Raw genomic sequence first — 20,612 nt, 5'->3', positions numbered from 1 at the left:
TCACACTACTTTCACCTCGTAAATAGAGTAATATGAAAGGAATTGTTTTGGCCGGAGGTAGCGGCACACGTCTTCACCCGCTTACATTGGCCATAAGTAAACAGCTGATGCCAGTATACGACAAACCGATGGTGTATTATCCTCTTTCTACCTTGCTTTTGGCGGGTATTCGCGATATTTTGATCATCACCACGCCTCACGATGCCCCCCTTTTCCACAGGCTGCTTGGCGACGGTAGCCGCATAGGTTGTAACTTTCAATACACCGTGCAACACGAACCCAACGGACTTGCACAGGCTTTTGTGTTGGGAAAGGATTTTATTGGAAACGACAGCGCAGCTCTTGTTTTAGGAGACAATATTTTTTATGGACAGGGAATGGGACGACTTCTGGCCACTTGTGAAAATCCAAAAGGTGGTATCGTCTTCGCCTACCACGTGAGCGACCCTGAGCGATATGGGGTTGTAGAGTTTGATGAAAATAACCGAGTTATTTCTATTGAAGAAAAACCCAAGCATCCCAAGTCGAATTACGCTGTGCCGGGTCTGTATTTCTACGACAACGATGTTGTGAAAATTGCATCCGAGATTAAACCTAGCGCCAGGGGTGAATACGAAATTACCGATGTAAACAACGAATACCTTCGCCAAGGCCGCCTAGAGGTGCGAAAGCTAGAACGCGGCACAGCTTGGCTCGACACCGGCACATTCACTTCCTTAATGCAAGCAGGGCAATTTGTGCAAGTGATTGAAGAACGCCAGGGATTGAAAATCGGATGTATAGAAGAGATTGCCTGGCGTAAGGGATTTATTACCGATGAACAATTAGAAAAGGCAGCCGCTCCTCTCTTGAAGAGTGGATATGGTCAATATTTATTGAATCTCTTAAAATTTAGAACCTGAGCCATCGATATGAGATTGACAGATTCAATAGCTGGATAAACTTTTTGAATTTTACCTTTGTTTCGATTTTTAAACTTAAAACCGAATAAAATGGCTTTTACACTTCCTAATTTGCCTTACGACAAAGCGGCTCTCGAACCGCACATTGACGCCATGACCATGGAAATTCATCATGGCAAGCACCACGCAGCCTATGTTAATAATCTGAATGCCGCCATTCAGGGCACAGAGTTCGAAAATAAAACCATCGAAGAGCTTATGGCTATTGTGAGCAAGCTGCCTGTAGCCGTGCGCAACAATGGCGGTGGACACTACAACCACTCCATGTTTTGGCTTATCATGTCGCCAAACGGCGGTGGAGTTCCTACCGGTGAACTTGCTGCTGCTATTGACAAAACCTTTGGCTCTTTTGACAAGATGAAAGAAGAGTTTAACAAGGCAGCGGCTTCTCGTTTCGGCTCAGGATGGGCATGGCTCTGCGTAGGTCCTGACAAAAAGCTCTTCATCACAAGCACTCCTAATCAAGACAACCCTCTGATGGACGTCGCTGAACAGCGCGGTACTCCAATTCTGGGTCTTGATGTTTGGGAACACGCCTATTATTTAAAATATCAAAACCGCAGACCTGAGTACATTGCTGCCTTCTGGAATGTGGTTAACTGGCCAGAAGTAAGCCGCAGATACCAGGAAGCAATGAAATAATCTAATTAATAACAAATTTAAGCCCGGCTATTGCCGGGTTTTTTATTTCTATCAAAGAACCTATAAACTGTATTTGAAAAGAATAAATATGAAAAAATTTAGCTTCTTTATCGATCAGAAAATTTTCTGAATCAATTGTTTTTAAAAAAAATTTTGAAATAAAAAAAGCTGCATAACGAAAATGCAGCTTTAAAAATTTGATGAAAGTGATCCGGAAAGGATTCGAACCTTTGACCTACTGCTTAGAAGGCAGTTGCTCTATCCAGCTGAGCTACCGGACCGTATAAGCTCTTTTTAAGAAGAGCTCAATTTTAGGGCTGCAAAACTAAAGAAAATTCGTTTTGACTTCCCTGTTAAATTATTGTAAAAGCAACTTGTTTGTTACGGTATTTACACCATCATGGATTGTTACTAATACCATACCTCTCGGCAGGTCAGCTACAGTGATGGCATTATCCCCTTCGGTACAAGAGATTTCTTTGAGAAGTTGGCCATTGATGGTGTAAATTTTGATCACAGCTGACTTTTCAAGCGTAATGTTGAGCATTTCTCGAGCAGGATTGGGATAATAAGCCACTCGCAGATCGGTAAATGTTTTCTGGCCAAGAGTTCCATTCAGCCATGCAAAGAGGAAATTTGCCATTTCAGTCACTATAGTGTTTCTTCTAGTAGTGTTGTAAGGCAAGTCGTGATCTACATTTTGAAAAGCAAAAAGAGAGCTTGTAGAGCCGAGATTTTTAACGCGCACATCTATTAAGCTAGACCCATCGAGTTGCAGAATGTTAAAACCATTCACTTGTACAAAGCCTCTTCCAAATTTCACTGTGTTATCCACGGTGCCATGGAAACTCACAATAGGCCGCACGTACTGCTGAAGGATGATTTGAGTATCGAGCACTGCACCGGCGATATTTACCACCAAATGCGATTCTGAACTGAACCCTGAATTTCCACTGCTACCTTCCACTCCGCCAAGCAATTTAATCAGTGATCGCACTTGTTGAGTGACCACGTTGGTATCGCGCAGATACACAGAGTGCAGCGCAGCTATGCTACCAGCCGAGTAGCCACCTGCCACCAGGCGGTTTGTATCAATTCCGTATGGGTTGCCTTGAGTAGCTGATTTCTTGAAGAAGCGCACAGCTGCGTTGAAGTCTTGTGTGCCTCTAATAGCAGCCATGATAAATTCTTCGGAAATATTCAAAAAGTTTTGCTGATTGACACCCAATCGGTAAGAAATAGAGGCTGTTACATACCCACGGCGAGCAAATCGCCTGCACAAGTCGGTAATGAACTCATCTTGTCGATTTCCGGCTATGAAAGAGCCCCCGTGTGCAAGGATTATAAGAGGTCTGTTGGTTGCAGAATCATTGGCTGGCTTGAAGATATCGACATACAGTTTTACGGTGTCGTTGTTCCATGCTATCGCCTGCCCGTATTGTACGTCTTTTATAGAATCTAATTGTGTAAAAACCTCGTTAAGGTATCTCTGGCCATTAAGCGTTAAAACTAGAAAAAGCGCCGAGCTGAGCATGTAGATTTTCTTCATAGCAGTTAAAGCTTTAGAGATGTAAAAATAACAATTACTTAAAACTTGGCAACAAAACAATCTGGTTTCTGTGAAGTTCAAGCCAGCCGCGCTGTTCCATTTTTTTAAGAAGACGGGAGATGACCTCTCTGGAAGAGTTGAGTTCGTCGGCTATTTGCTGATGAGAAATATTAATCACATTAGACCCGTATATTTCACGTTGGCGCTTCAGGTAAAATTCAAGCCGCTCATCCAATGCTCTAAAGGAGATTTGGTCGATGGTTTCGAGCATTTCTTCGAAGCGCTTTCTGTAGCTGTCGAGCACAAAGCGGTTCCAGCCGGGGTAGGTGGTCATCCATTTTTCGGTAAGGGTAGCTGGAATAAAGATGAGTGTGCAATCAGTTACGGCCTTGGCAATCACCTCACTGCGCTCTTGTCTGATGGCGCAGCTCATACTAAGGGCACAGGGTTCACCTGCTTTGATGTGGTACAGGTAAAACTCGTTTCCTTCGTGACCTTCGCGGTACAATTTTACAGTGCCTTCATACACAAGCATAGATTGTTTAAAATACTGACCTGACTGTATGATGTAGTCACCTGCCATAAAGTCGCGTATGATGGCATGTTCGAGCATTTCTTTTATAAGCTCGTTTTCGAATTCTGGAAATCTTTTTTTGATGTCTATTTCTTGCATAAATTTTTTGATATAGGGTTAAAAAAATGAAATTTCGATACCTGTAACCATGTATTCAACGTCGCCAATATTCACATATCGAAATGGAAAAGATATTCTATTAAATCCAAGTCGAGCTGCAAATCCATAATACCATCGATTAAAGGAATACAAATTTCCGTCGGTCAGTTGTACTGGACTATTGATAAAATTTATCTCTGTTTTTTGATTTAAAGCTGTAACGCCTGCATGCGTGTACTGATTGGTCGTAGCAATTCCACCTAAAATACCTATTTCAATGAAATTCCCGATTTTGCTTTGGGTACCAGAGTATCTGATGCGAATGTTTTGTCGAAGTTCGATTTCACCTCTGTTAATCTTATCTTCCTTTTGAGTCGTAAAAAGGGAATATTGAGGTATTGAATCTTTGAATTTAAAGATGAGTTCTACGCCTCCGAAGCTTAGTTCTGATGTAAGTGAAAATGTATTGTTGATTTTGTATTTGTAAAGTGCAAAGAATTGGAAAACACTCGAAGATAAAGGTCTGAATTCTAAATTAGGAAGGGTGGTAGCTGATACTCCTGCTAAATAAGCAAAGCCCGTATGCACGTAATGTTTTCTATTTTTTCCGTACGTGTAATTTTCATCTAAAACGCTTTTTGGCTTTTTCAAAACAGTCGTTTGGCCAAATGCATTTAAGCACACTAGTACCATCAAACTGACATTGAGAAAATTTTTCATTCGTTTTTGAGTATTAATTCAATAAAATAGCCTTGATAAAAAGCTCTGAAAATTACGGCATCCGGGTGAGAAATTGGAATGGTAAATTCCTTGACTGGGATGAGTACTTCATAGTCCACTAATTCGTTTTTTGCATTGGCAATGTGGTAGTAGAAATAGTCGAAAGCTTTAAACGAAGATGTAGTGCTGTGTTCCTTTGGTAGTGCAATTTTAATTTCTCTTGTTATAGATTTTTCTTCTTCCTGATTGTTCTTTTTTTCGAATGAATGTACAGATTTTAATATGGAAGTTGGAACAAAAGCAGCTGAAAAGGTTTTGCTTTCTTTTTTTTCAGTGTAGAAAAAATCAGCTTGAGGAACACCATACCCATGAGCGTAATCGAAATAAGGGTAGAGATGAGCTGATTGTTGAATCTTGTCGAAGTATTCCATTGCTTTTAATCCGGGGTACAACTGCATAACGCACGCTGCGAAGCCTGTGATCAAAGGCGCCGAAAATGACGTGCCATTTACTCTTCTGTATCCATCTGCCCCTTTTGCTGCCACGGTGGTGCCGCTTGCTGCTACATTGGGTTTAAGTTTTCTTTCTGCTGTCGGACCAAAAGATGAAAAGTCGATTTTCAGCCCTGTGTAAGGGTTTACACCACCTACCGAGAGCACGCTATCTGCGTCGGCCGGGGAACCTATGATTTGCCAATTAAAATCATCGCCTTCATTGCCTGCCGAGTTAATGACCAAAATGCCTTTAGCCACTGCCATATTGGCGACTTTCGACACCATAGTGTGCCTTCCGTTCATTTGTTGGGGGGTATATCTCGGTTCGGTGTAGCCGAGGCTGCTGTTGATGATCTGAGCGCCCATTTGATCAGCCCATTCAGCTGCTGCCACCCACCAAACTTCTTCTTTAAAAATTTCTCGGTTTACCTCGGTGATGGCCAGCAAATATTCTGCATCAGGTGCTAGACCTAAGAAAAGTTTACCAAATTTACCTCCTATGTTCGAAAATGTCGAAAGTCCATGACTATTACCTCGGTATGCGTGTTGTTTGTTTTTGGTGAAATCGAAAGTGGCGAGAATTCGATTTTGAGAGCGGATGTGTTCAAAAGCCGGATGGCGATCGACATTTGGAAATCCCCCATCAAAAATGGCTATTCGTACACCTTTACCTGTGATGCCTTTTTCGGCAAAAAGCTGTCCTTTCATCAAGGTAATTTGCCGTTCAGCTAATTCTTGTAAGTTTTGATCATCTAATGCTTCAGTGTATAATGAACTGATGACCAACTGGCTCTCTACTTTTTTTGCCGATTTTACAAAGTTGAATTCCCGTATTTGGTCTATGGTTACATCGTCAGCGATGATGTAGGCCGCATTCAGCCAGCGAGAGGCATAAATAACTTCTGCATTAGAAGAAGTCAAATGTTCTAAAAAAACTTCGTTTACTGGAAAGTCAGAACTGTCGCACAAAGGAACGTTATTGTTGATTCTTCGTTCTATGGCTTTTGAATCAAAATAGGTAAATGGATCGAATGAGGTTCCTTTATAGGCAAACTCAACCCAATATCGATTTTTGGGCTGTGCCATCGAAAAAAGCGAAACCAGAAAAACAAAAATTGAAGAGAGACTTTTCATAATTTCATCTGCCACTGCGAATAAAGCATTTGAAACTTTAAACTCAAAATTTTAGCAAAAATTAAAGCAAATTCAAAATAAATTAAGAAAAATACGAATGTAATCTGCAAAAAAATTGCATAAAGATTTTAAATTCAACATCATACGAGATATTAACAAGATCGTTTTTTGAAAGAAAAAATCACTGCTTTTCTGTTGAAAACTTTGTAGTACTACACAGAAGAATTCGGGTGTTATACATCTGATTATCAACATTCATCTATTGATAAATTTAATAATTAAGGTTTACTTTCTCAATAAACCCAGGGTAATTTAGGCGTAAATACAAGGTAATAGTGAGTACTTCTCAAACTCAGTCAGCCGTTTCCTCTCAAGATAAACCAAAAAGAACAAAGTATCTATTTAGGAAGATAATTGTCATACTTTTGATTTTCACCCCATTATGGAGTTTTCTTTTCTGGTATTTCTGGCCAAAGAAGTCCATACGAATTTTTATAATGGACAAAACAGTCTCGCGCACCACCTACGACGAGCACTTGAGTTTGATGTGGGTACTTAACTATAACCGATTTGTAAAGCCTGACAAAAGCAGGTACATCAGATCAGAAGACTACTGGGGATTTTTTCCTGTTAACAGACCACAGTTCAAAATAAAAGACCTCACCCTTTACTATGACGAGCAACTTGACAGTATTGCTGATTATTACGACGCATTCTACTACACTGACGCCTATGGCGTGTACTCGAATGAATGGTATCAGAAAGGTAGCATCAACGAACGTTCTTCTCTCATTTACGGTGGTGCAAACATTTCTGAGCTTACTGTAATGGAAAAAATGTTTCAACAGCGCAAGCTGCTAATCGGTGAGTTTAACCTTGTAGCCTCACCCACGCCTTATGATATGCGGAAAGCGCTGGAAGACCTCTTTCAGTTTCGATACACAGGGTGGACATTGAGGTATTACGATGAACTAGATACGGCCAAAAATCCTGACATTCCCAAGTGGATGATTCGTTTGCACAACGAGTCTCAAGGCAGGCCATGGGATTACAAAGGACCAGGTTTGGCCTATGTAAATGAGAACGGGACAGTATTTGTATTGACAAAAAAAGACGACCTCATTTCAGAAGTTCCCGTAATCAATACCAAAAGAGAATATGCCCAATACTATGGTTTACCTGAATATTTGAGATATCCCTTTTGGCAAGATGTAGTCATTCCATATGCTGAAGAAAATGTAATCGCCAACTACAGGGTGCATCCAAATGAACGAGGTGACAGTTTTCTGATGTACTATCGAATTCCCAAAATTTACCCAGCAGTAATCGGCGATTCTGCTGAGGGTTTGCGCTTCTACTTCTGTGGCGATTACAGCGACAACCCCTTTGGATTTCTTACGTCTTATTTCAGAGGCATTACCTACATACGCAAGTTGTTTTACAACAATCAAGATTACAACGATCGACGAAAATTCTTTTGGGAATATTATCAGCCTTTGGTTCGAAAAATTCTACATGATTATTATTTCAGAAAAGACAGAATAGACCGATCAACTTTGCGACCGCTGCCCAAAAGAGCCTTAAGAAGGAGAGTAGGGGGGATTGTTCCGGAAGAAAATTCCTCTCAAGTCGAACCAGCAGATCGGAAATTAAAAATTGACCCTACCTCTTCGCCTTTGCCCTACGGGCTTAGAAAAATACAAGCTTTGCTAGCTCAAGAAACGAAAGTAGCTTCACCACCATCTAGCGAAAAAATCACTTTCGAAGACAACCAACAAACCCTTCCTCCAGTTAGAAAAGAAGAAAGAACAAGTCAGAACACTTCTGAAGAACGTCCGAAAGAAAAAGATTCTAAACCAAGCTCAGCTGTCTCTTCAAAAGAGCCATCGCCTACTTCTGAAAGTACAGAAAGACCTATTAGAGAAACTCCTAAAGCGGAAGAAAAACCTGCACAATCATCTACTGCTAAAGAGCAGCGAACCATGCCCACCCTTCAAACTCCAAAAGAAAAACCATCAGATACGCCCGTAGAATCTGAAAAACCCTACGTATCTCAGAAGGCTTTTATCGACCGTTTGGTAGTACTTACACGTAGTGGAGCCTTTGTGCGTGGTAGAGATTACTTTAAAGATGCAACAGCTAATGTAGGCAATACTTCTTACAGCCAGGCAGCACCTGCTTCAAGTATGTCTTCGGCCAGGTCAACCTCGGCCAGACAAGGTTGGAAATTGATCGTAGCATCGTTTACAAGCGAAGAAAATGCAAAACTTTTTGTGGCCGGACGCTCTGAATTTGAGATTGTTAAAATTCCAGGAACACCTTACTTCAGAGTTGCAGTGAAAACCTACGCCTCACTGCGAGAAGCTAAAGCTGACATAGCCAACATTAAGTCTTCTTATCCGGATGCTTGGCTGCTGAGAATTTAAGCTCTTTAGTGATTTGTTTGAAAAAGAGGAACACCCAGCAAGCTTTGGACTTAATACAAAAGCGGTTTTATTACCAAGCCTTTTATCAAAATTTTAAAAGGCCTTAAAACATTTTCAGAAAATTCTTATGAAGGCCAAATAAGCGATTAAGCTTCTTTAATCACGAAAGGTGCAACGATGCCTGCCAATGTCATGGATATACCCGAAAACACCAGCATCCATACAGCTTCACCACCAGCCAGGCTCAGTAATAATCCGCCTGTAAGGCCAGCGATAATCTGTGGTATGGTAATGGTTGCATTAAACAAACCCATATATACACCTGTGTCCTGAGCGGGCAGTTTGGATGATAGTAGCGCATAGGGCATAGCAAGTATAGCAGCCCAAGCTATACCTATACCTATCATTGGCACTAGCAAGACGTATTGATTTTTGATCAGCAAAATACTTATCAAGCCGATGCCGCCCGCAATAAGCGAAAGGGCATATACGGTTTTTCTTCCGTATTTGTCGGCAAGCTTAGGCATCAGAAGGCTGTAAAGAGCAGCAAATACGCTGTAGGCAGCGAAGAGAATTCCTGTCCAGTTGCCTGCGTCGTTAAATTCTTTGGATTGCGCATCCGTTGTATTCCATATGTTTTCAGCTAGGGCTTGGGTAGTGTACACCCACATCAGAAAGAGCGAAAACCAGCTCAAAAATTGAGTAACTGCCAGTTGATACATAATTTTTGGCACATTGGTCAGAAGTTTTAAGAAATTTCTGCGCGGTTTGTCGTCTTCTATATCGTTGTACTCTGCGTATTCTTTGGGAGGGTATTCACGGGTGTTGATCGCCGTCCAAATCACAGTGAGAAAAAGTGTGGCTCCTCCGATGTAAAACGACCAAATGACGGTAGAGGCTACCTTTTCGCCCTCGCCTGGCGTATTGCTAATGCCTATAAATGTGAGAATAGCCGGTAACACACTACCTAAAACTGCACCAAGATTAATCAGAAAACTCTGTATGCTGTAGCCCAGATTGCGCTGCCGATCTGGTACCATGTCGCTCACTAAGGCTCTGAAAGGCTGCATGGTTACATTAAAAGAAGTATCCATTAGAAGCAGCATAAAGGCCCCAAAAATCACAGGAGGCATCAGATGGGCGTAGTATTCGCTGTTTGGCATAAAAAACATGGCAATGGCCGATACGATGGCTCCGCCGAGAATAAATGGAATACGCCGGCCGAAGCGCGTCCATGTTTTATCGCTGGAGAGACCTACGATAGGCTGTACGATTAATCCGGCTATCGGAGCTGCCAGCCAAAACAAGCTCAAGTGATGTACATCGGCTCCCACGGCTGACAGAATGCGACTCGTATTAGCGTTTTGAAGGGAGTAACCAATTTGTACGCCTAAAAAGCCAAAACTCAAATTCCATATTTGCCAAAACGAAAGAAGAGGTTTCTCTTTACGAGCCATACAAAGCGCTTTAACATTTTTTTCAGGGGCCTAAAGTAAAAAAGTTTTTACATCGCAAGTGTATTTTCTACACTTTTAGCCATTTGTATCTAAAGTGTTGTTTTTCAAAGCGAATTGTATTAAAATGTCGATGTCGATGTAGCGCAGTGCTGCTTTGTGGGTGGCTTCGGGTATGATGTAGGGAGCGCATCCTGCGTCGTAAGCCTCCTTCCAGCGCAAGGCACACAAGCACCACCGGTCACCGGGTTTTAAGCCAGGAAAATTGTACTCTGGACGAGGTGTGATTAAATCGTTGCCCAATCTTCTGGTAAATAGCAAAAACTCCTCTGTCATCACCGCACACACGGTATGACAACCTACATCTTCAGGGCCGGTGTCGCAGCACCCGTTTCTAAAAAATCCGGTTAGCGGCTTTTTGCTACATTCTTCCAGGGGGAGATCAAATATGTTTAATGAAGAGTCTATCATGGCTTTGCGCGTTTTTATAGTATTCAAAAGTAAAGCGTTTTGATATTCTAAGAATTTTTTGAGAATCTTCGAATACAAGTGCAAAAAAATTATTCTAAATCAAAAGGCAATTTTTTTTGTAAGGAGTTAATGATCTACCGCCATTTTTGGCAATCAGGATTTTGAATATGAATAGGGTTTATTCTTTTATTGACATAAAATTCTATCATTTATAAAAAAAGCGATGATTTGAGAAAGTTGAAAATTTGAAAACTTTAATGTCCTTTATGCTACACTTACTCAACTTTTACAGAGCTGAGGCTGCTGGTCACTTACTTTACATGTTATACTTTCGTATATTCAGGCACTTTTAAGTACATATAGCGATGCGTCTTCGATTAGGCATTTTACTTTTCCTAATTTTTGTAAAATTTTCTTTAGGTCAAGTTGATTTTGAATACTTCAAGAATATACCAGTACAGATTTCTGGAAATGCTCTGACTCAACCATGGATTGGGGGTATGAGCCATATGCACTTTGCCGAAATCGATCTCGACTTCGATGGACAAGAAGACCTCCTGGCACTTGATCGAATGGGCAACAGGCCAATGGCATTCTTGAGAAAAGGAACATCAGGAAATTACACGTTTGAATATGATTACGAGATCAGCAAAAAAATCCCTGAGTTACGCGGTTTTATCATTACGGCTGATGTGAATTGCGATGGAAAAAAAGACTTGTTTACAGGAAACATGTTTGCCGGAATTCTTCTTTATCTTAATTCTAGTACTAACGGCAACTTACAGTTCACAAAAAATCCCAATGGAGACTTCCTTTTTTCTCAGTTCGGCACCATTAGTTCTACGATTTTTAATAACCCCCTGTCTATACCTGTAATAGCCGATATCGATGGCGACAATCGGTTAGACATCATTAATCAAAGTGTTTTTGAAGATCGATTTGAATTACACAGAGCAGTTCAGCCCTGTACCACACACTTTCAGCAAGTGAAATTGTGTTGGGGTGGATTTGTAAAAAGCGATTTGTTTCTAGCCCTGAAGCTAATGACCTGTAGTATCAATTCGCTCTACGACAATGTAATTATCCCGGAAAAGGTACAGCATCTAGGGGCAGTAAATGCAGCTGTATTCGATTTATCTGGCAATGGCCGCCTCGACATGCTGATGAGCGAAGAAGACTATCCTACGCTCACGGCAGTTTTTAATACTGGAGTCAATAACGTGGACGCATGGATGACTTCTCAAGACACGGCTTTTCCATCAGGTTCGCCCATCTTTTTACCGTACAGTCCTTCCCCAGTATTTATCGACATCGACAAAGACGGAAGGCGCGATTTAATCGTGAGCCCGCGCCAGTACAACGGGAAGATGAAAAACAGCGTGTGGTATCTTAAAAATGTAGCCACCGGACCCGGCGCTCAGTTTCAGCTTCAGACAAAGTCCTTTTTACAAGATCAAACGATCAATCTCGAATATGGTGCCTATCCACTTATTAAAGATTTGGATGGAGACGGCAAACCTGATTTAATCGTTGGTCATCACGGGCATGAGATAGATAGCTCGGTGTATAGGGGCAGATTGTATTTTTTTAAAAATGTAAGCACCGGCAGCATGCCTGCTTATGTGCTGAGCGATACCAATTTGGCCAATACTTGGCAGCTTAATTCAGCAAATTTGTATCCTGCGATGGGCGATTTGGATGGCGATGGCGATTTGGATTTGATCGTCGGACTGGCTGATGGTACTCTTTCGTATTTTCAAAATACAGGTACAGCTTTCAACCCTCAATGGGCACCACCAGTCAATGCCTATTCCGGAATTCAGGTAGGGCAGTGGGCTGCTCCTGAAGTAGTGGATGTTGACGGCGATGGATTGCTCGATTTGCTCGTTGGCAATCGTACGGGTTACCTCCTTTACTACCGAAATACGGGCACAGTCACTAATCCTCAATTTACTTTGGTAAATGCTCGATTTGGGGGGGTAGATACGCGAGGCCAATTTGATTTTCAAGGATATGCCATGCCCCGGCACTTCATACTTCAGGGTAGAAAGCTTTTAGCTGTGGGCAGCTTAAGTCAAGGCATACACTTTTACGATAGCTTAAGTCTCATTTCCCAAAAACCCGAACAAATCACCCAAACCATAGGAACCTCAACACACACGCTCTCAAATGCAGATGTAACCCCCTTTGGCACAAGCCGTCGAACCGGCAGAAATCAGATTTTATTCAGAGCCTCTGACCTCAAGGCCGCTGGTTTGGTGGCAGGCCGTATCACACATATTGGTTTTAATGTTACGTCTTCCGGAAATTTTTACATAAGCCAAGGTATCAGCATTCGAATGAAAAACACTACGCTGAATGCTTTGAATCAATTCGATACCTTGGGCTTCAGAGAGGTGTTTAACCAAACACTCATTCTCTCGCAAGGTTGGAATTCCGTTCAGCTTACCAACTCCTTCCTGTGGGATGGAAAATCAAATCTTGTGATTGAAATCTGTTTTTCGCAAAACATACCCAATCAAGATATAGTGCTTACAGGTCATGATGCTGGTTATCAGTCAAATGCATATGGCAACATTCAGGGCTTTAATACCATATTTGCCCATGGGTGCGAAATGCCTTATCAAACAGCCTCCAACATACGACCCGATATGCGTTTTACCCTGTTACCTTCTCTATACGACTTTGGTCAAAAATTAGTCGAAGGTCAATTGAATGCTGCTGCTTTATTCGACTTTGATAATGATGGCTGGCCTGAAGTATTGCTTGGCAATGCCTCAGGAGGCATGCACTTCTTTAAAGGAAAAGCACCATCAAACATCGGATTGCCAAATGAAAACGACGAAGCCTCATCATCTATCTATGCGCTTTTTCCTAATCCGGCAACCGAATATCTGATTATTCGCAATAAAACTTCGCAAGAAGGTAAACTAAAATATGCCATTTATGCTTTGGATGGCCGAAAGGTATTTCGGGGTGAAGGAACTTGGTTGGATGGTCAATATCAGATCAATATATCAACGCTGGCACCCGGAATGTACATCCTGTACCTTTCTTCTTCACCCGGAGAGGCACACGCTTTGAAATTTGTCGTCGGTCAGCCTTAATTTCGGCTGTTCGAAAGGTAAGTAAAATGACTTTGGTAGTAGAAACGCGCGCGCTTAAATTTACGTATCAAAAAGATGTGGTTTTTTCTTACAGTGATATTACCCTTAATCAAGGTGATGTTCTATTCGTTTTAGGCAGGTCAGGCTCCGGAAAATCTACCTTGCTGAATTTATTAGCAGGTTTTCTGACCCCTCTCAGTGGCGAAATTGTAATTAATGGTACATTACTTCAACAATTGTCACCTTCAAAGCGCGATGTGTTTAGAGGAAGAAATATTGGTATTGTGTTTCAAAAAAATGTATTTCTAAGGTCAGTGAGTATCTGGGAAAATTTGAAATGGGCAGCCTATGCGGCTGATGTTTCTTTTGATGCTGCTCACGCCGAATTTTTGCTCGAGAAGCTTGGAATTTCAGAGAAAAAACACAAAAAACCCCATCAGCTTAGTCAAGGCGAGCAACAAAGAGGGTCAATAGCTCGCGCTTTGGTGAACCGGCCAAAACTCGTCTTGGCAGATGAGCCAACTTCTGCACTCGACGACGAAAATGCCCTTGAAGTAATTGATTTATTAAAAAGTACAGCTCTCCAACAGAATGCCTCTCTTGTCGTTGTAACACACGATAGGAGAATTGTAAACAGCGATGACGCTGTATATCACGTTTCGCAATAAGAAGAAAATAATGAGCATGAAAAATCTGAAGCTTGCCCTATTCAATATACTCGATTCGCCGACCCGTAGCTTTATTTCCATTCTTCTCATGGCTTTTGGCATTGGAATGATCGGACTCATGAGATTTTTTGCCTCCAACGTTGAAGCGCAATTTCAGGGGAATTTGCGGGGCGTAGATATGATCGTGGGAGCCAAAGGCAGCCCACTGCAACTGGTGCTGTGCGGTATTTATCACATTGATGCTCCTACGGGAAACATTCCCCTCGATGAGGTTCAGGAACTTCGAAAAAATCAGTGGGTGAAAGAACTCATCCCCCTAAGTCTGGGCGACAATTACCAGGGCTATCGAATTGTGGGCACCGACAGCACCATTTATGCACATTACGATTTGAAAATTCTTGAAGGAAAACCCTTTAAGAAACCTATGCAAGCCATCATAAGTGAGCGTTTGGCAAGGGAATTAAATCTCTCTTTAGGTCAGAAAATAGAGGGAACACATGGATTGGCTGCCGGAAACGACGATGCCCACCATCACCCATACAAAATAGTCGGAATATTTAAAAATACTGGTACGGTAGCTGACCAATTGATTTTTACATCCCTTGAAAGCGTTTGGGAGGTGCATCACGAGCACTCACACGACCATGCACAAGAAGATGAGCCTAAAGAAATCACTTTGGCTCTCGTAAAATTCACAGGTCCAATGGCAAATTTCTCACTGCCGCGACTTATTAACCAAAACAGCAATATGCAGGCAGCTTTACCTGCCATTGAAATTAATAGAGTTTTTAATCTCATGGGAATAGGCGTTGAAATTGTGAATTGGATTGCAATTGTGCTGATTGCCCTATCTATAGTCAGTTTGGTATTTTCTCTATTTCAATCACTTAGCAGTAGAATACAAGAGTTATCGCTTTTAAGAGTTTTAGGTTATCGACCTTTAGGTATTTTTGGTTTGATCTTGAGCGAAGGTCTAATCATCTCCTTAATGGGTGGAATTGTAGGCATTGCATTAGCCAAAGTGGGTCAAAAGTTGCTGAGCGATTATGCAGTCAATGCTTTCCGATACAGATTTGAATATGGTTTGTCGGCTGATGATGTCTTTTTGATGCTTTTGGCACTGATAACAGGTCTTGTAGCTTCCCTTCTACCAGCCATTCGGGCCTACACCCAATCTGTGGTATTAACCATTCAAAAGGCATTTTAGACACAGAGTTTAGTGAGTTTAAAGTATTCAGGTAAGTATTTTTGTACGAATATGACAGACCGTGATGTACTGCGCGAAAAATGGAACCGGCTGGTCAAGGAACTCAGCGATACCTTTAGTCAAGGTGAAGATATTGATTTAGACGGTATTCTATTTCTCATTGGGGTGCAAGAGCTGGGTAAAGGATACCGAAAGTTTAAAAAAGACGAGAAGGTAAACCTGATGCACATAGCCATTTGCAGAGTTTTAGAGCCCTATGGCTATTACGCCTTTGAAGGTATAGATGCTGAAGGATGGCCACACTATAAGCTCGTTCAGTCCTTACCATATCTAAAGCCCGGCGAACAGAGCTGGCTGATGAAGGAGGCTGTCATTCACTATTTCGAAGAACTGGGAGTGATTTAATTGTATGAGTAAAAAAATTGTTTGGATTACTGGCGCAAGTGCCGGGTTCGGTGCCGCTACTGCGCTTAGGATGGCTAAAGAAGGTCATACTTTAGCCCTTTTTGCTCGCAGAAGAGAGAAACTCGAGCTTGTAGCCCAGCAATGCGAAGCGTTGGGGTCGAAAACCGAAGTTTTTATTCTCGACGTGCGCAATGCTGATGAGGTAAGCAAGCAAACAAAAAATGCCTTTGAATCGCTTGGGACCCCAGATGTATTAGTAAACAATGCTGGTTTGGCCCTTGGCTTAGATCGATTTGACCAGGCAAATCCCGAGCATTGGAATCAGATGATCGACACCAATATCAAGGGCTTATTGTACATGGGCAAGGCAGCTGCTGACTACATGGTAAAGGCTGGTAGAGGACATATCGTCAACATAGGCTCATTGGCCGGCAAAGAAGTGTATCCCGGTGGACATGTGTATTGTGCTACCAAGCATGCTGTGGAGGCCATCACGAAAGGAATGCGCCAGGACTTGTTTAAATTCGGCATTCGCGTTAGTCAGATTTCTCCCGGTTTGGCAGAGACGGAGTTTTCCATCGTGCGCTTTGAGGGTAATATCGATAGAGCCAAGGCAGTGTATCACGGCATACAGCCGCTTACCGCCGAAGATATAGCCGAGTGCATCGCCTTTGTGATTCATCAGCCACCGCATGTGTGCATTCACGACATTGTGCTTACGCCTACAGCTCAGGCTACTTCTACGTTGATCAATCGCAGTCAGGTATGACGCTAAGCGAAGAGGAGCTCTACCACTTTTTAGCTCTGCAGCTTGTGCCGGGCATAGGTAATACTCTTTCGAAAACATTGATTTCTTACCACAAGACAGCTGTAGGAATTTTTAAAACCTCATCAAAAGATTTAGCTCGAACGCCCGGAATCGGAGAAACACTGGCAAAGCGCATAAAAGAATTCATTCAGGTCGAAAAAAAGACGATCGACAGAGAATGGGAATTTCTGCAAAAAAACAGCATCCGTTTACTGCCTTTTTACGCTAGTGAATTTCCAGAAAAGCTGCGAGCAGTATCAGCTTCGCCAGCAATGCTTTTTGTAAAAGGCAATGTCAACCTGAACGCTCACCGAATGGTAGCCATCGTCGGTACCCGTAAGGCTACTGCCTACGGTGTGAATGTGACTAGAAAAATCGTAGAAGACCTAAAGCCCTACAATGTATGTATTGTAAGCGGTTTAGCTTACGGCATCGACATAGCTGCCCACAAATCAGCACTTGATTCGGAGATGACGACGGTAGCTGTGGTGGCACACGGTTTAGATCGTATTTACCCGCCATCACATACCGCAGTGGCCAATCGAATGATCGAAAAAGGCGGTATAGTATCAGAATATTTCAGAGGTGTAAAACCTGACAAAGAGAATTTTCCGGTACGCAATCGCATAGTAGCAGGCATGAGCGATGCTATCATTGTAGTAGAAGCAGCGGAGTCGGGCGGGGCATTGATAACTGCTGATTTTGCTCGAAACTTCAAACGCGATGTGTTTGCAGTGCCAGGTCGCATTGGCGATACCTATTCAGAAGGCTCAAATGCACTGATTAACTCGGGAAAAGCTTACATGTACACCAAGGTAGATGACCTATTGCAAAAGTTGCAATGGGATGAACATAGCGGGCAAGGAAAGGTCAAAGTAGTTCAAACTAGCCTCTTTCCAGAACTTTCAGAAGTAGAACAACGCCTTTTTGACATCTTGCGTCAGGTCGATAAAATGCACATCGACCAGCTGCGCGATGCTGCCGATATGCCCATTTCACAGCTTATTCCAATTCTTACAGAATTAGAAATTAAAGGTGCAATCATCGGATTACCAGGTAAAATGTATCAAGTACTATGAGCATTCAAAATGCCCTTTGGGTCATACGCAATCAAGAAATTACTGAAGAAATACACCAATTGAGTCGAGCCCTCAATTTCGAACCAGAATACACCGCTTTACTCTTCAGTAGGGGAGTTACCTCCTTCGAACAAGCGCGACGATTTTTTAAACCGAGCTATGAAGACTTGTATGATCCATTTCTCTTTCGTGACATGGATAATGCGGTGGAGCACTTAGCTCTCGCTGTTCAGCGCGGTGAAAAAATCATGTTTTACGGCGATTACGATGTAGATGGCACCACTTCAGTGGCTTTAATGAGCCGATTTTTTCGTTCGTTTTATACCAACTTCATTACATACATTCCCGACCGCTACACCGAAGGCTACGGGCTTACCCTCAGTGGCATTCAGCACGCAAAGTCCTCAGGTGTACACACTATTGTGACCCTCGATTGCGGCATTAAATCCGTAGAGCTGGCCGACGAAATACGAAAGCTGGGCATGCACCTGATTGTTATCGATCACCATACACCAGGGCACGTATTGCCCACTGCTGTTGCTGTAGTCGATGCGAAGAGACCCGACTGTCCATATCCCTACAAAGAGCTCTCAGCATGTGCCGTAGCTTTTAAGTTCGCTTGCGCTTTGGCCGACCGATTCGGTATTGACAAAGGGCAACTCTACCAGTTACTTGACTTAGTGGCTGTTAGCATTGGGGCCGATATGGTTCCGCTGACTGATGAAAACCGCATACTTATGAAAATCGGTTTGAAAGTGCTTAACAGCAAACCCACATTGGGATTAGCGGCTTTGATAAACTCATCAGGGATTACAGGACCAATAACATCCTATCACGTAGGCTTCATCTTAGGGCCTCGCATCAATGCAGCCGGCAGAATTGATCACGCTAATATAGCCCTTGAACTACTTACTACCGATGACCCTAAGAAAGCCACTGAAATTGCCGACCAAATTGAAAACCTGAATGCAGAGCGCAAATCCATTCAAGACCTTACAGCTAACGAGGCTATTTCAATGGTAAAGGCCAATCCAGAACGCTATGAATACGCTATTGCTCTCTACGGGAAAGACTGGTTGAAAGGAGTACTCGGCATAGTGGCTGCGCGCCTGGTGGAGGAGTTTTACAGACCGGCTATTGTGTTTACCGAAAGTCAAGGCAAACTTGTCGGCAGTGCCCGCAGCATCCCGACAGTTGATATTTACAATGTATTAGAAAGATGTGAACATCACATTTATCAGTACGGAGGGCATCGCCAGGCTGCTGGTGTTACAGTACTTCCAGAGAAATTCGAAGAATTTTTTTCTGAATTCAAACATCAGGTCAATAACTTTTCGACCTTAGAAGACCGTCAACGGAAGCTGGTAGCTGAAGCCGTAATTCGCTTGGCACAGATCGACGAAAAATTTACTCGCCTTTCCACTCAGCACATACAGCCCACCGGTTATGGTAATCCATCTCCTCTATATGTCTCCAGAAAATTAAAAGTGTTGGACAGTAGCTGTCTGATGGGGGCTGATCAAAGCCACATTCGATTGCACCTGCACGAAGAGACGACCAGCACGACAATGGAAGCCGTTTGGTTTTCAAAGGGACATTTTTTTGAACAAATCCGAAGCGCTTCGGCAGTAGATGTGATGTACCGCGTTGATTTTAATGATTTTCGAAACGAACGCCGTATTCAGTTGAAAGTAGAAGATATTGCGCTACACCCTTGAAGTAGAGAGGATTTTCACTTTTAGAAGCGTAGCATATTTTTGAAAAATTAAAAAAATATTTCAATGAAGATCAAGCACTTGGCGGCTATTGACATCGGTTCGAACTCCATCCGACTTCTAATTGCTAACATCATTAAGATCCAAAAGGAGACCTATTTTAAAAAAAGTTCGCTTGTAAGACTGCCAATACGGCTAGGGAGCGACTCGTTTGTTAAAAATACCATTTCAAAAAAGACAGAGGAAAAGATCATCGCCGGCATGCTTGCCTTCAAATATCTGATGCAAGTAAATGAAGTATCGGCCTACAGAGCATGCGCCACATCGGCTATGCGCGATGCTGCCAATGGACAAGAGGTGATCGACAAAGTGAAAAAGGAGACAGGTATTCACATTGAAATCATTACCGGCGAAGAAGAAGCCCGACTTATTAAAAACAACGAATTTCTCGCCAAACTCACCGAGCAAGAACCCAACGTGCTCTACATCGATGTAGGGGGTGGTAGCACGGAGCTTACCCTTATTCAGAGAGGTATTGTTACTGCCTCTCGTTCGTTTAACATTGGAACAGTTCGTCTGCTCAATGGGTTGGTAAAAGAAGACGATTGGAATACCATGAAGCATTGGCTTCGCGACCAAACCAATACCATTGAAGATGTAGTGATGATAGGTAGCGGAGGCAACATCAATAGAATTTTCAAAATGAGTGGTAAAGCACAGGGTGTACCGCTCACTCGAGAATATCTGGAAAGCACGTTCGACTATTTACAAAAGTTTACAAAGGAAGATTTAATCTTAAAACTGGATTTAAATCCGGACCGCGCGGATGTAATAACCCATGCCTGCAGAATTTATTTAAGTGTCATGCGTTGGGCAGGTGCTGATCGGATTTACGTGCCAAAACTTGGACTCGCTGATGGAATAGTGAGAGAGCTATACAAAGACTTGGTTGAAAAGCTCTGATGTAAAAATAAAAGAAGGTGTCCAAAAAGTAAAGGACGCCTTCTTTTTTATTTTGATAAAACCCTTAATTGAAGTAAATTAGAGCCATCATAGACATTTTAAGTGAGGCGAGTAGTCTTTAAACAGCAACCCGGC

General features: G+C 42.4%; 17 protein-coding genes and 1 tRNA gene. 11 read left to right on the top strand and 7 right to left on the bottom strand.

Going from position 1 to position 20,612, the window contains the following annotated elements:
* Nucleotides 1–32 precede the first annotated feature (32 nt).
* Both rfbA and EIP89_RS02885 read left to right on the top strand, forming a co-directional pair.
* Nucleotides 33–902 carry a glucose-1-phosphate thymidylyltransferase RfbA gene (gene rfbA, locus EIP89_RS02890; protein ID WP_124397160.1) on the top strand — a complete coding sequence of 290 codons (870 nt, stop codon included), beginning with the start codon at nt 33–35 and terminating at the stop codon, nt 900–902.
* A gap of 90 nt (nt 903–992) precedes the next feature.
* Entirely contained in the window at nt 993–1,604 is a 612-nt protein-coding gene (locus tag EIP89_RS02885; RefSeq protein WP_124397159.1) for a superoxide dismutase, read from the top strand.
* Between the two features lie 207 nt (nt 1,605–1,811).
* On the opposite strand, the gene EIP89_RS02880 is transcribed toward EIP89_RS02885, so the two are convergent.
* The 5 genes from EIP89_RS02880 to EIP89_RS02860 all read right to left on the bottom strand — a co-directional run bounded on the left by EIP89_RS02880 (nt 1,812) and on the right by EIP89_RS02860 (nt 6,174).
* Nucleotides 1,812–1,885: transfer RNA gene (locus EIP89_RS02880), tRNA-Arg, on the bottom strand.
* 77 nt (nt 1,886–1,962) lie between these two features.
* Nucleotides 1,963–3,153, bottom strand: a complete 1,191-nt coding sequence (locus EIP89_RS02875; RefSeq protein WP_124397158.1) for a T9SS type A sorting domain-containing protein — start codon at nt 3,151–3,153, stop codon at nt 1,963–1,965.
* Between the two features lie 34 nt (nt 3,154–3,187).
* Nucleotides 3,188–3,826, bottom strand: a complete 639-nt coding sequence (locus EIP89_RS02870) for a Crp/Fnr family transcriptional regulator (protein ID WP_124397157.1) — start codon at nt 3,824–3,826, stop codon at nt 3,188–3,190.
* Between the two features lie 18 nt (nt 3,827–3,844).
* Nucleotides 3,845–4,546: a hypothetical protein gene (locus tag EIP89_RS02865; protein ID WP_124397156.1), complete on the bottom strand. Its 702-nt coding sequence runs from the start codon at nt 4,544–4,546 to the stop codon at nt 3,845–3,847.
* A complete protein-coding gene (locus EIP89_RS02860) occupies nt 4,543–6,174 on the bottom strand; it encodes a S8 family serine peptidase (RefSeq protein WP_124397155.1) in 1,632 nt (543 codons plus the stop codon). The genes EIP89_RS02865 and EIP89_RS02860 overlap by 4 nt, the downstream gene beginning before the upstream one ends.
* Before the next feature lie 497 nt (nt 6,175–6,671).
* On the opposite strand from EIP89_RS02860, the gene EIP89_RS02855 reads away from it, so the two are divergent.
* A complete protein-coding gene (locus tag EIP89_RS02855) occupies nt 6,672–8,600 on the top strand; it encodes an SPOR domain-containing protein (RefSeq protein WP_124397154.1) in 1,929 nt (642 codons plus the stop codon).
* A gap of 146 nt (nt 8,601–8,746) precedes the next feature.
* On the opposite strand, the gene EIP89_RS02850 is transcribed toward EIP89_RS02855, so the two are convergent.
* Both EIP89_RS02850 and EIP89_RS02845 read right to left on the bottom strand, forming a co-directional pair.
* Complete coding sequence (locus EIP89_RS02850) at nt 8,747–10,057, bottom strand: SLC45 family MFS transporter (protein WP_124397153.1); 1,311 nt, start codon at nt 10,055–10,057, stop codon at nt 8,747–8,749.
* Between the two features lie 75 nt (nt 10,058–10,132).
* A complete protein-coding gene (locus tag EIP89_RS02845) occupies nt 10,133–10,552 on the bottom strand; it encodes a DUF2237 family protein (RefSeq protein ID WP_245966087.1) in 420 nt (139 codons plus the stop codon).
* A gap of 338 nt (nt 10,553–10,890) precedes the next feature.
* Between EIP89_RS02845 and EIP89_RS02840 the strand changes: the two genes are divergently transcribed.
* The 8 genes from EIP89_RS02840 to EIP89_RS02805 all read left to right on the top strand — a co-directional run bounded on the left by EIP89_RS02840 (nt 10,891) and on the right by EIP89_RS02805 (nt 20,477).
* Nucleotides 10,891–13,632, top strand: coding sequence for a T9SS type A sorting domain-containing protein (locus tag EIP89_RS02840; protein WP_124397152.1), 2,742 nt, complete (start codon nt 10,891–10,893; stop codon nt 13,630–13,632).
* A gap of 26 nt (nt 13,633–13,658) precedes the next feature.
* Entirely contained in the window at nt 13,659–14,300 is a 642-nt protein-coding gene (locus EIP89_RS02835; RefSeq protein ID WP_124397151.1) for an ABC transporter ATP-binding protein, read from the top strand.
* A gap of 16 nt (nt 14,301–14,316) precedes the next feature.
* Entirely contained in the window at nt 14,317–15,507 is a 1,191-nt protein-coding gene (locus EIP89_RS02830; protein WP_160160502.1) for an ABC transporter permease, read from the top strand.
* Nucleotides 15,508–15,558: 51 nt separating this feature from the next.
* Nucleotides 15,559–15,912: a hypothetical protein gene (locus EIP89_RS02825; RefSeq protein WP_124397149.1), complete on the top strand. Its 354-nt coding sequence runs from the start codon at nt 15,559–15,561 to the stop codon at nt 15,910–15,912.
* A 4-nt stretch (nt 15,913–15,916) separates the two neighbouring features.
* The gene (locus EIP89_RS02820; RefSeq protein ID WP_124397148.1) at nt 15,917–16,681 is read left to right on the top strand and encodes an SDR family NAD(P)-dependent oxidoreductase; all 765 of its coding nucleotides are present in this window, start codon (nt 15,917–15,919) and stop codon (nt 16,679–16,681) included.
* Nucleotides 16,609–17,799, top strand: a complete 1,191-nt coding sequence (gene dprA / locus EIP89_RS02815) for a DNA-processing protein DprA (protein ID WP_160160501.1) — start codon at nt 16,609–16,611, stop codon at nt 17,797–17,799. The genes EIP89_RS02820 and dprA overlap by 73 nt, the downstream gene beginning before the upstream one ends.
* Nucleotides 17,796–19,517, top strand: a complete 1,722-nt coding sequence (recJ, locus tag EIP89_RS02810; protein ID WP_124397146.1) for a single-stranded-DNA-specific exonuclease RecJ — start codon at nt 17,796–17,798, stop codon at nt 19,515–19,517. Before dprA ends, recJ begins: the two co-directional genes overlap by 4 nt.
* Nucleotides 19,518–19,580: 63 nt before the next feature.
* Entirely contained in the window at nt 19,581–20,477 is an 897-nt protein-coding gene (locus EIP89_RS02805; RefSeq protein WP_124397145.1) for a Ppx/GppA phosphatase family protein, read from the top strand.
* Nucleotides 20,478–20,612: the final 135 nt, after the last annotated feature.

It is taken from the genome of Thermaurantimonas aggregans (assembly GCF_003851885.1).
Lineage (GTDB): Bacteria > Bacteroidota > Bacteroidia > Flavobacteriales > Schleiferiaceae > Thermaurantimonas > Thermaurantimonas aggregans.
The sequence above is the reverse complement of the archived record's forward strand: the minus strand, read 5'-3'. Positions and strand labels throughout refer to the sequence as shown.

Excerpts from the sequence above, each read along its gene's own strand:
- EIP89_RS02835 (WP_124397151.1), top strand. The coding sequence starts at position 13,659 with ATGACTTTGGTAGTAGAAACGCGCGCGCTTAAATTTACGTATCAAAAA.
- EIP89_RS02840 (WP_124397152.1), top strand. The coding sequence starts at position 10,891 with ATGCGTCTTCGATTAGGCATTTTACTTTTCCTAATTTTTGTAAAATTT.
- recJ (WP_124397146.1), top strand. The coding sequence starts at position 17,796 with ATGAGCATTCAAAATGCCCTTTGGGTCATACGCAATCAAGAAATTACT.
- EIP89_RS02855 (WP_124397154.1), top strand. The coding sequence starts at position 6,672 with ATGGACAAAACAGTCTCGCGCACCACCTACGACGAGCACTTGAGTTTG.
- EIP89_RS02820 (WP_124397148.1), top strand. The coding sequence starts at position 15,917 with ATGAGTAAAAAAATTGTTTGGATTACTGGCGCAAGTGCCGGGTTCGGT.
- EIP89_RS02825 (WP_124397149.1), top strand. The coding sequence starts at position 15,559 with ATGACAGACCGTGATGTACTGCGCGAAAAATGGAACCGGCTGGTCAAG.
- EIP89_RS02860 (WP_124397155.1), bottom strand. The coding sequence starts at position 6,174 with ATGAAAAGTCTCTCTTCAATTTTTGTTTTTCTGGTTTCGCTTTTTTCG.
- EIP89_RS02885 (WP_124397159.1), top strand. The coding sequence starts at position 993 with ATGGCTTTTACACTTCCTAATTTGCCTTACGACAAAGCGGCTCTCGAA.
- EIP89_RS02875 (WP_124397158.1), bottom strand. The coding sequence starts at position 3,153 with ATGAAGAAAATCTACATGCTCAGCTCGGCGCTTTTTCTAGTTTTAACG.
- EIP89_RS02805 (WP_124397145.1), top strand. The coding sequence starts at position 19,581 with ATGAAGATCAAGCACTTGGCGGCTATTGACATCGGTTCGAACTCCATC.
- EIP89_RS02870 (WP_124397157.1), bottom strand. The coding sequence starts at position 3,826 with ATGCAAGAAATAGACATCAAAAAAAGATTTCCAGAATTCGAAAACGAG.
- EIP89_RS02865 (WP_124397156.1), bottom strand. The coding sequence starts at position 4,546 with ATGAAAAATTTTCTCAATGTCAGTTTGATGGTACTAGTGTGCTTAAAT.
- EIP89_RS02830 (WP_160160502.1), top strand. The coding sequence starts at position 14,317 with ATGAAAAATCTGAAGCTTGCCCTATTCAATATACTCGATTCGCCGACC.
- rfbA (WP_124397160.1), top strand. The coding sequence starts at position 33 with ATGAAAGGAATTGTTTTGGCCGGAGGTAGCGGCACACGTCTTCACCCG.
- EIP89_RS02850 (WP_124397153.1), bottom strand. The coding sequence starts at position 10,057 with ATGGCTCGTAAAGAGAAACCTCTTCTTTCGTTTTGGCAAATATGGAAT.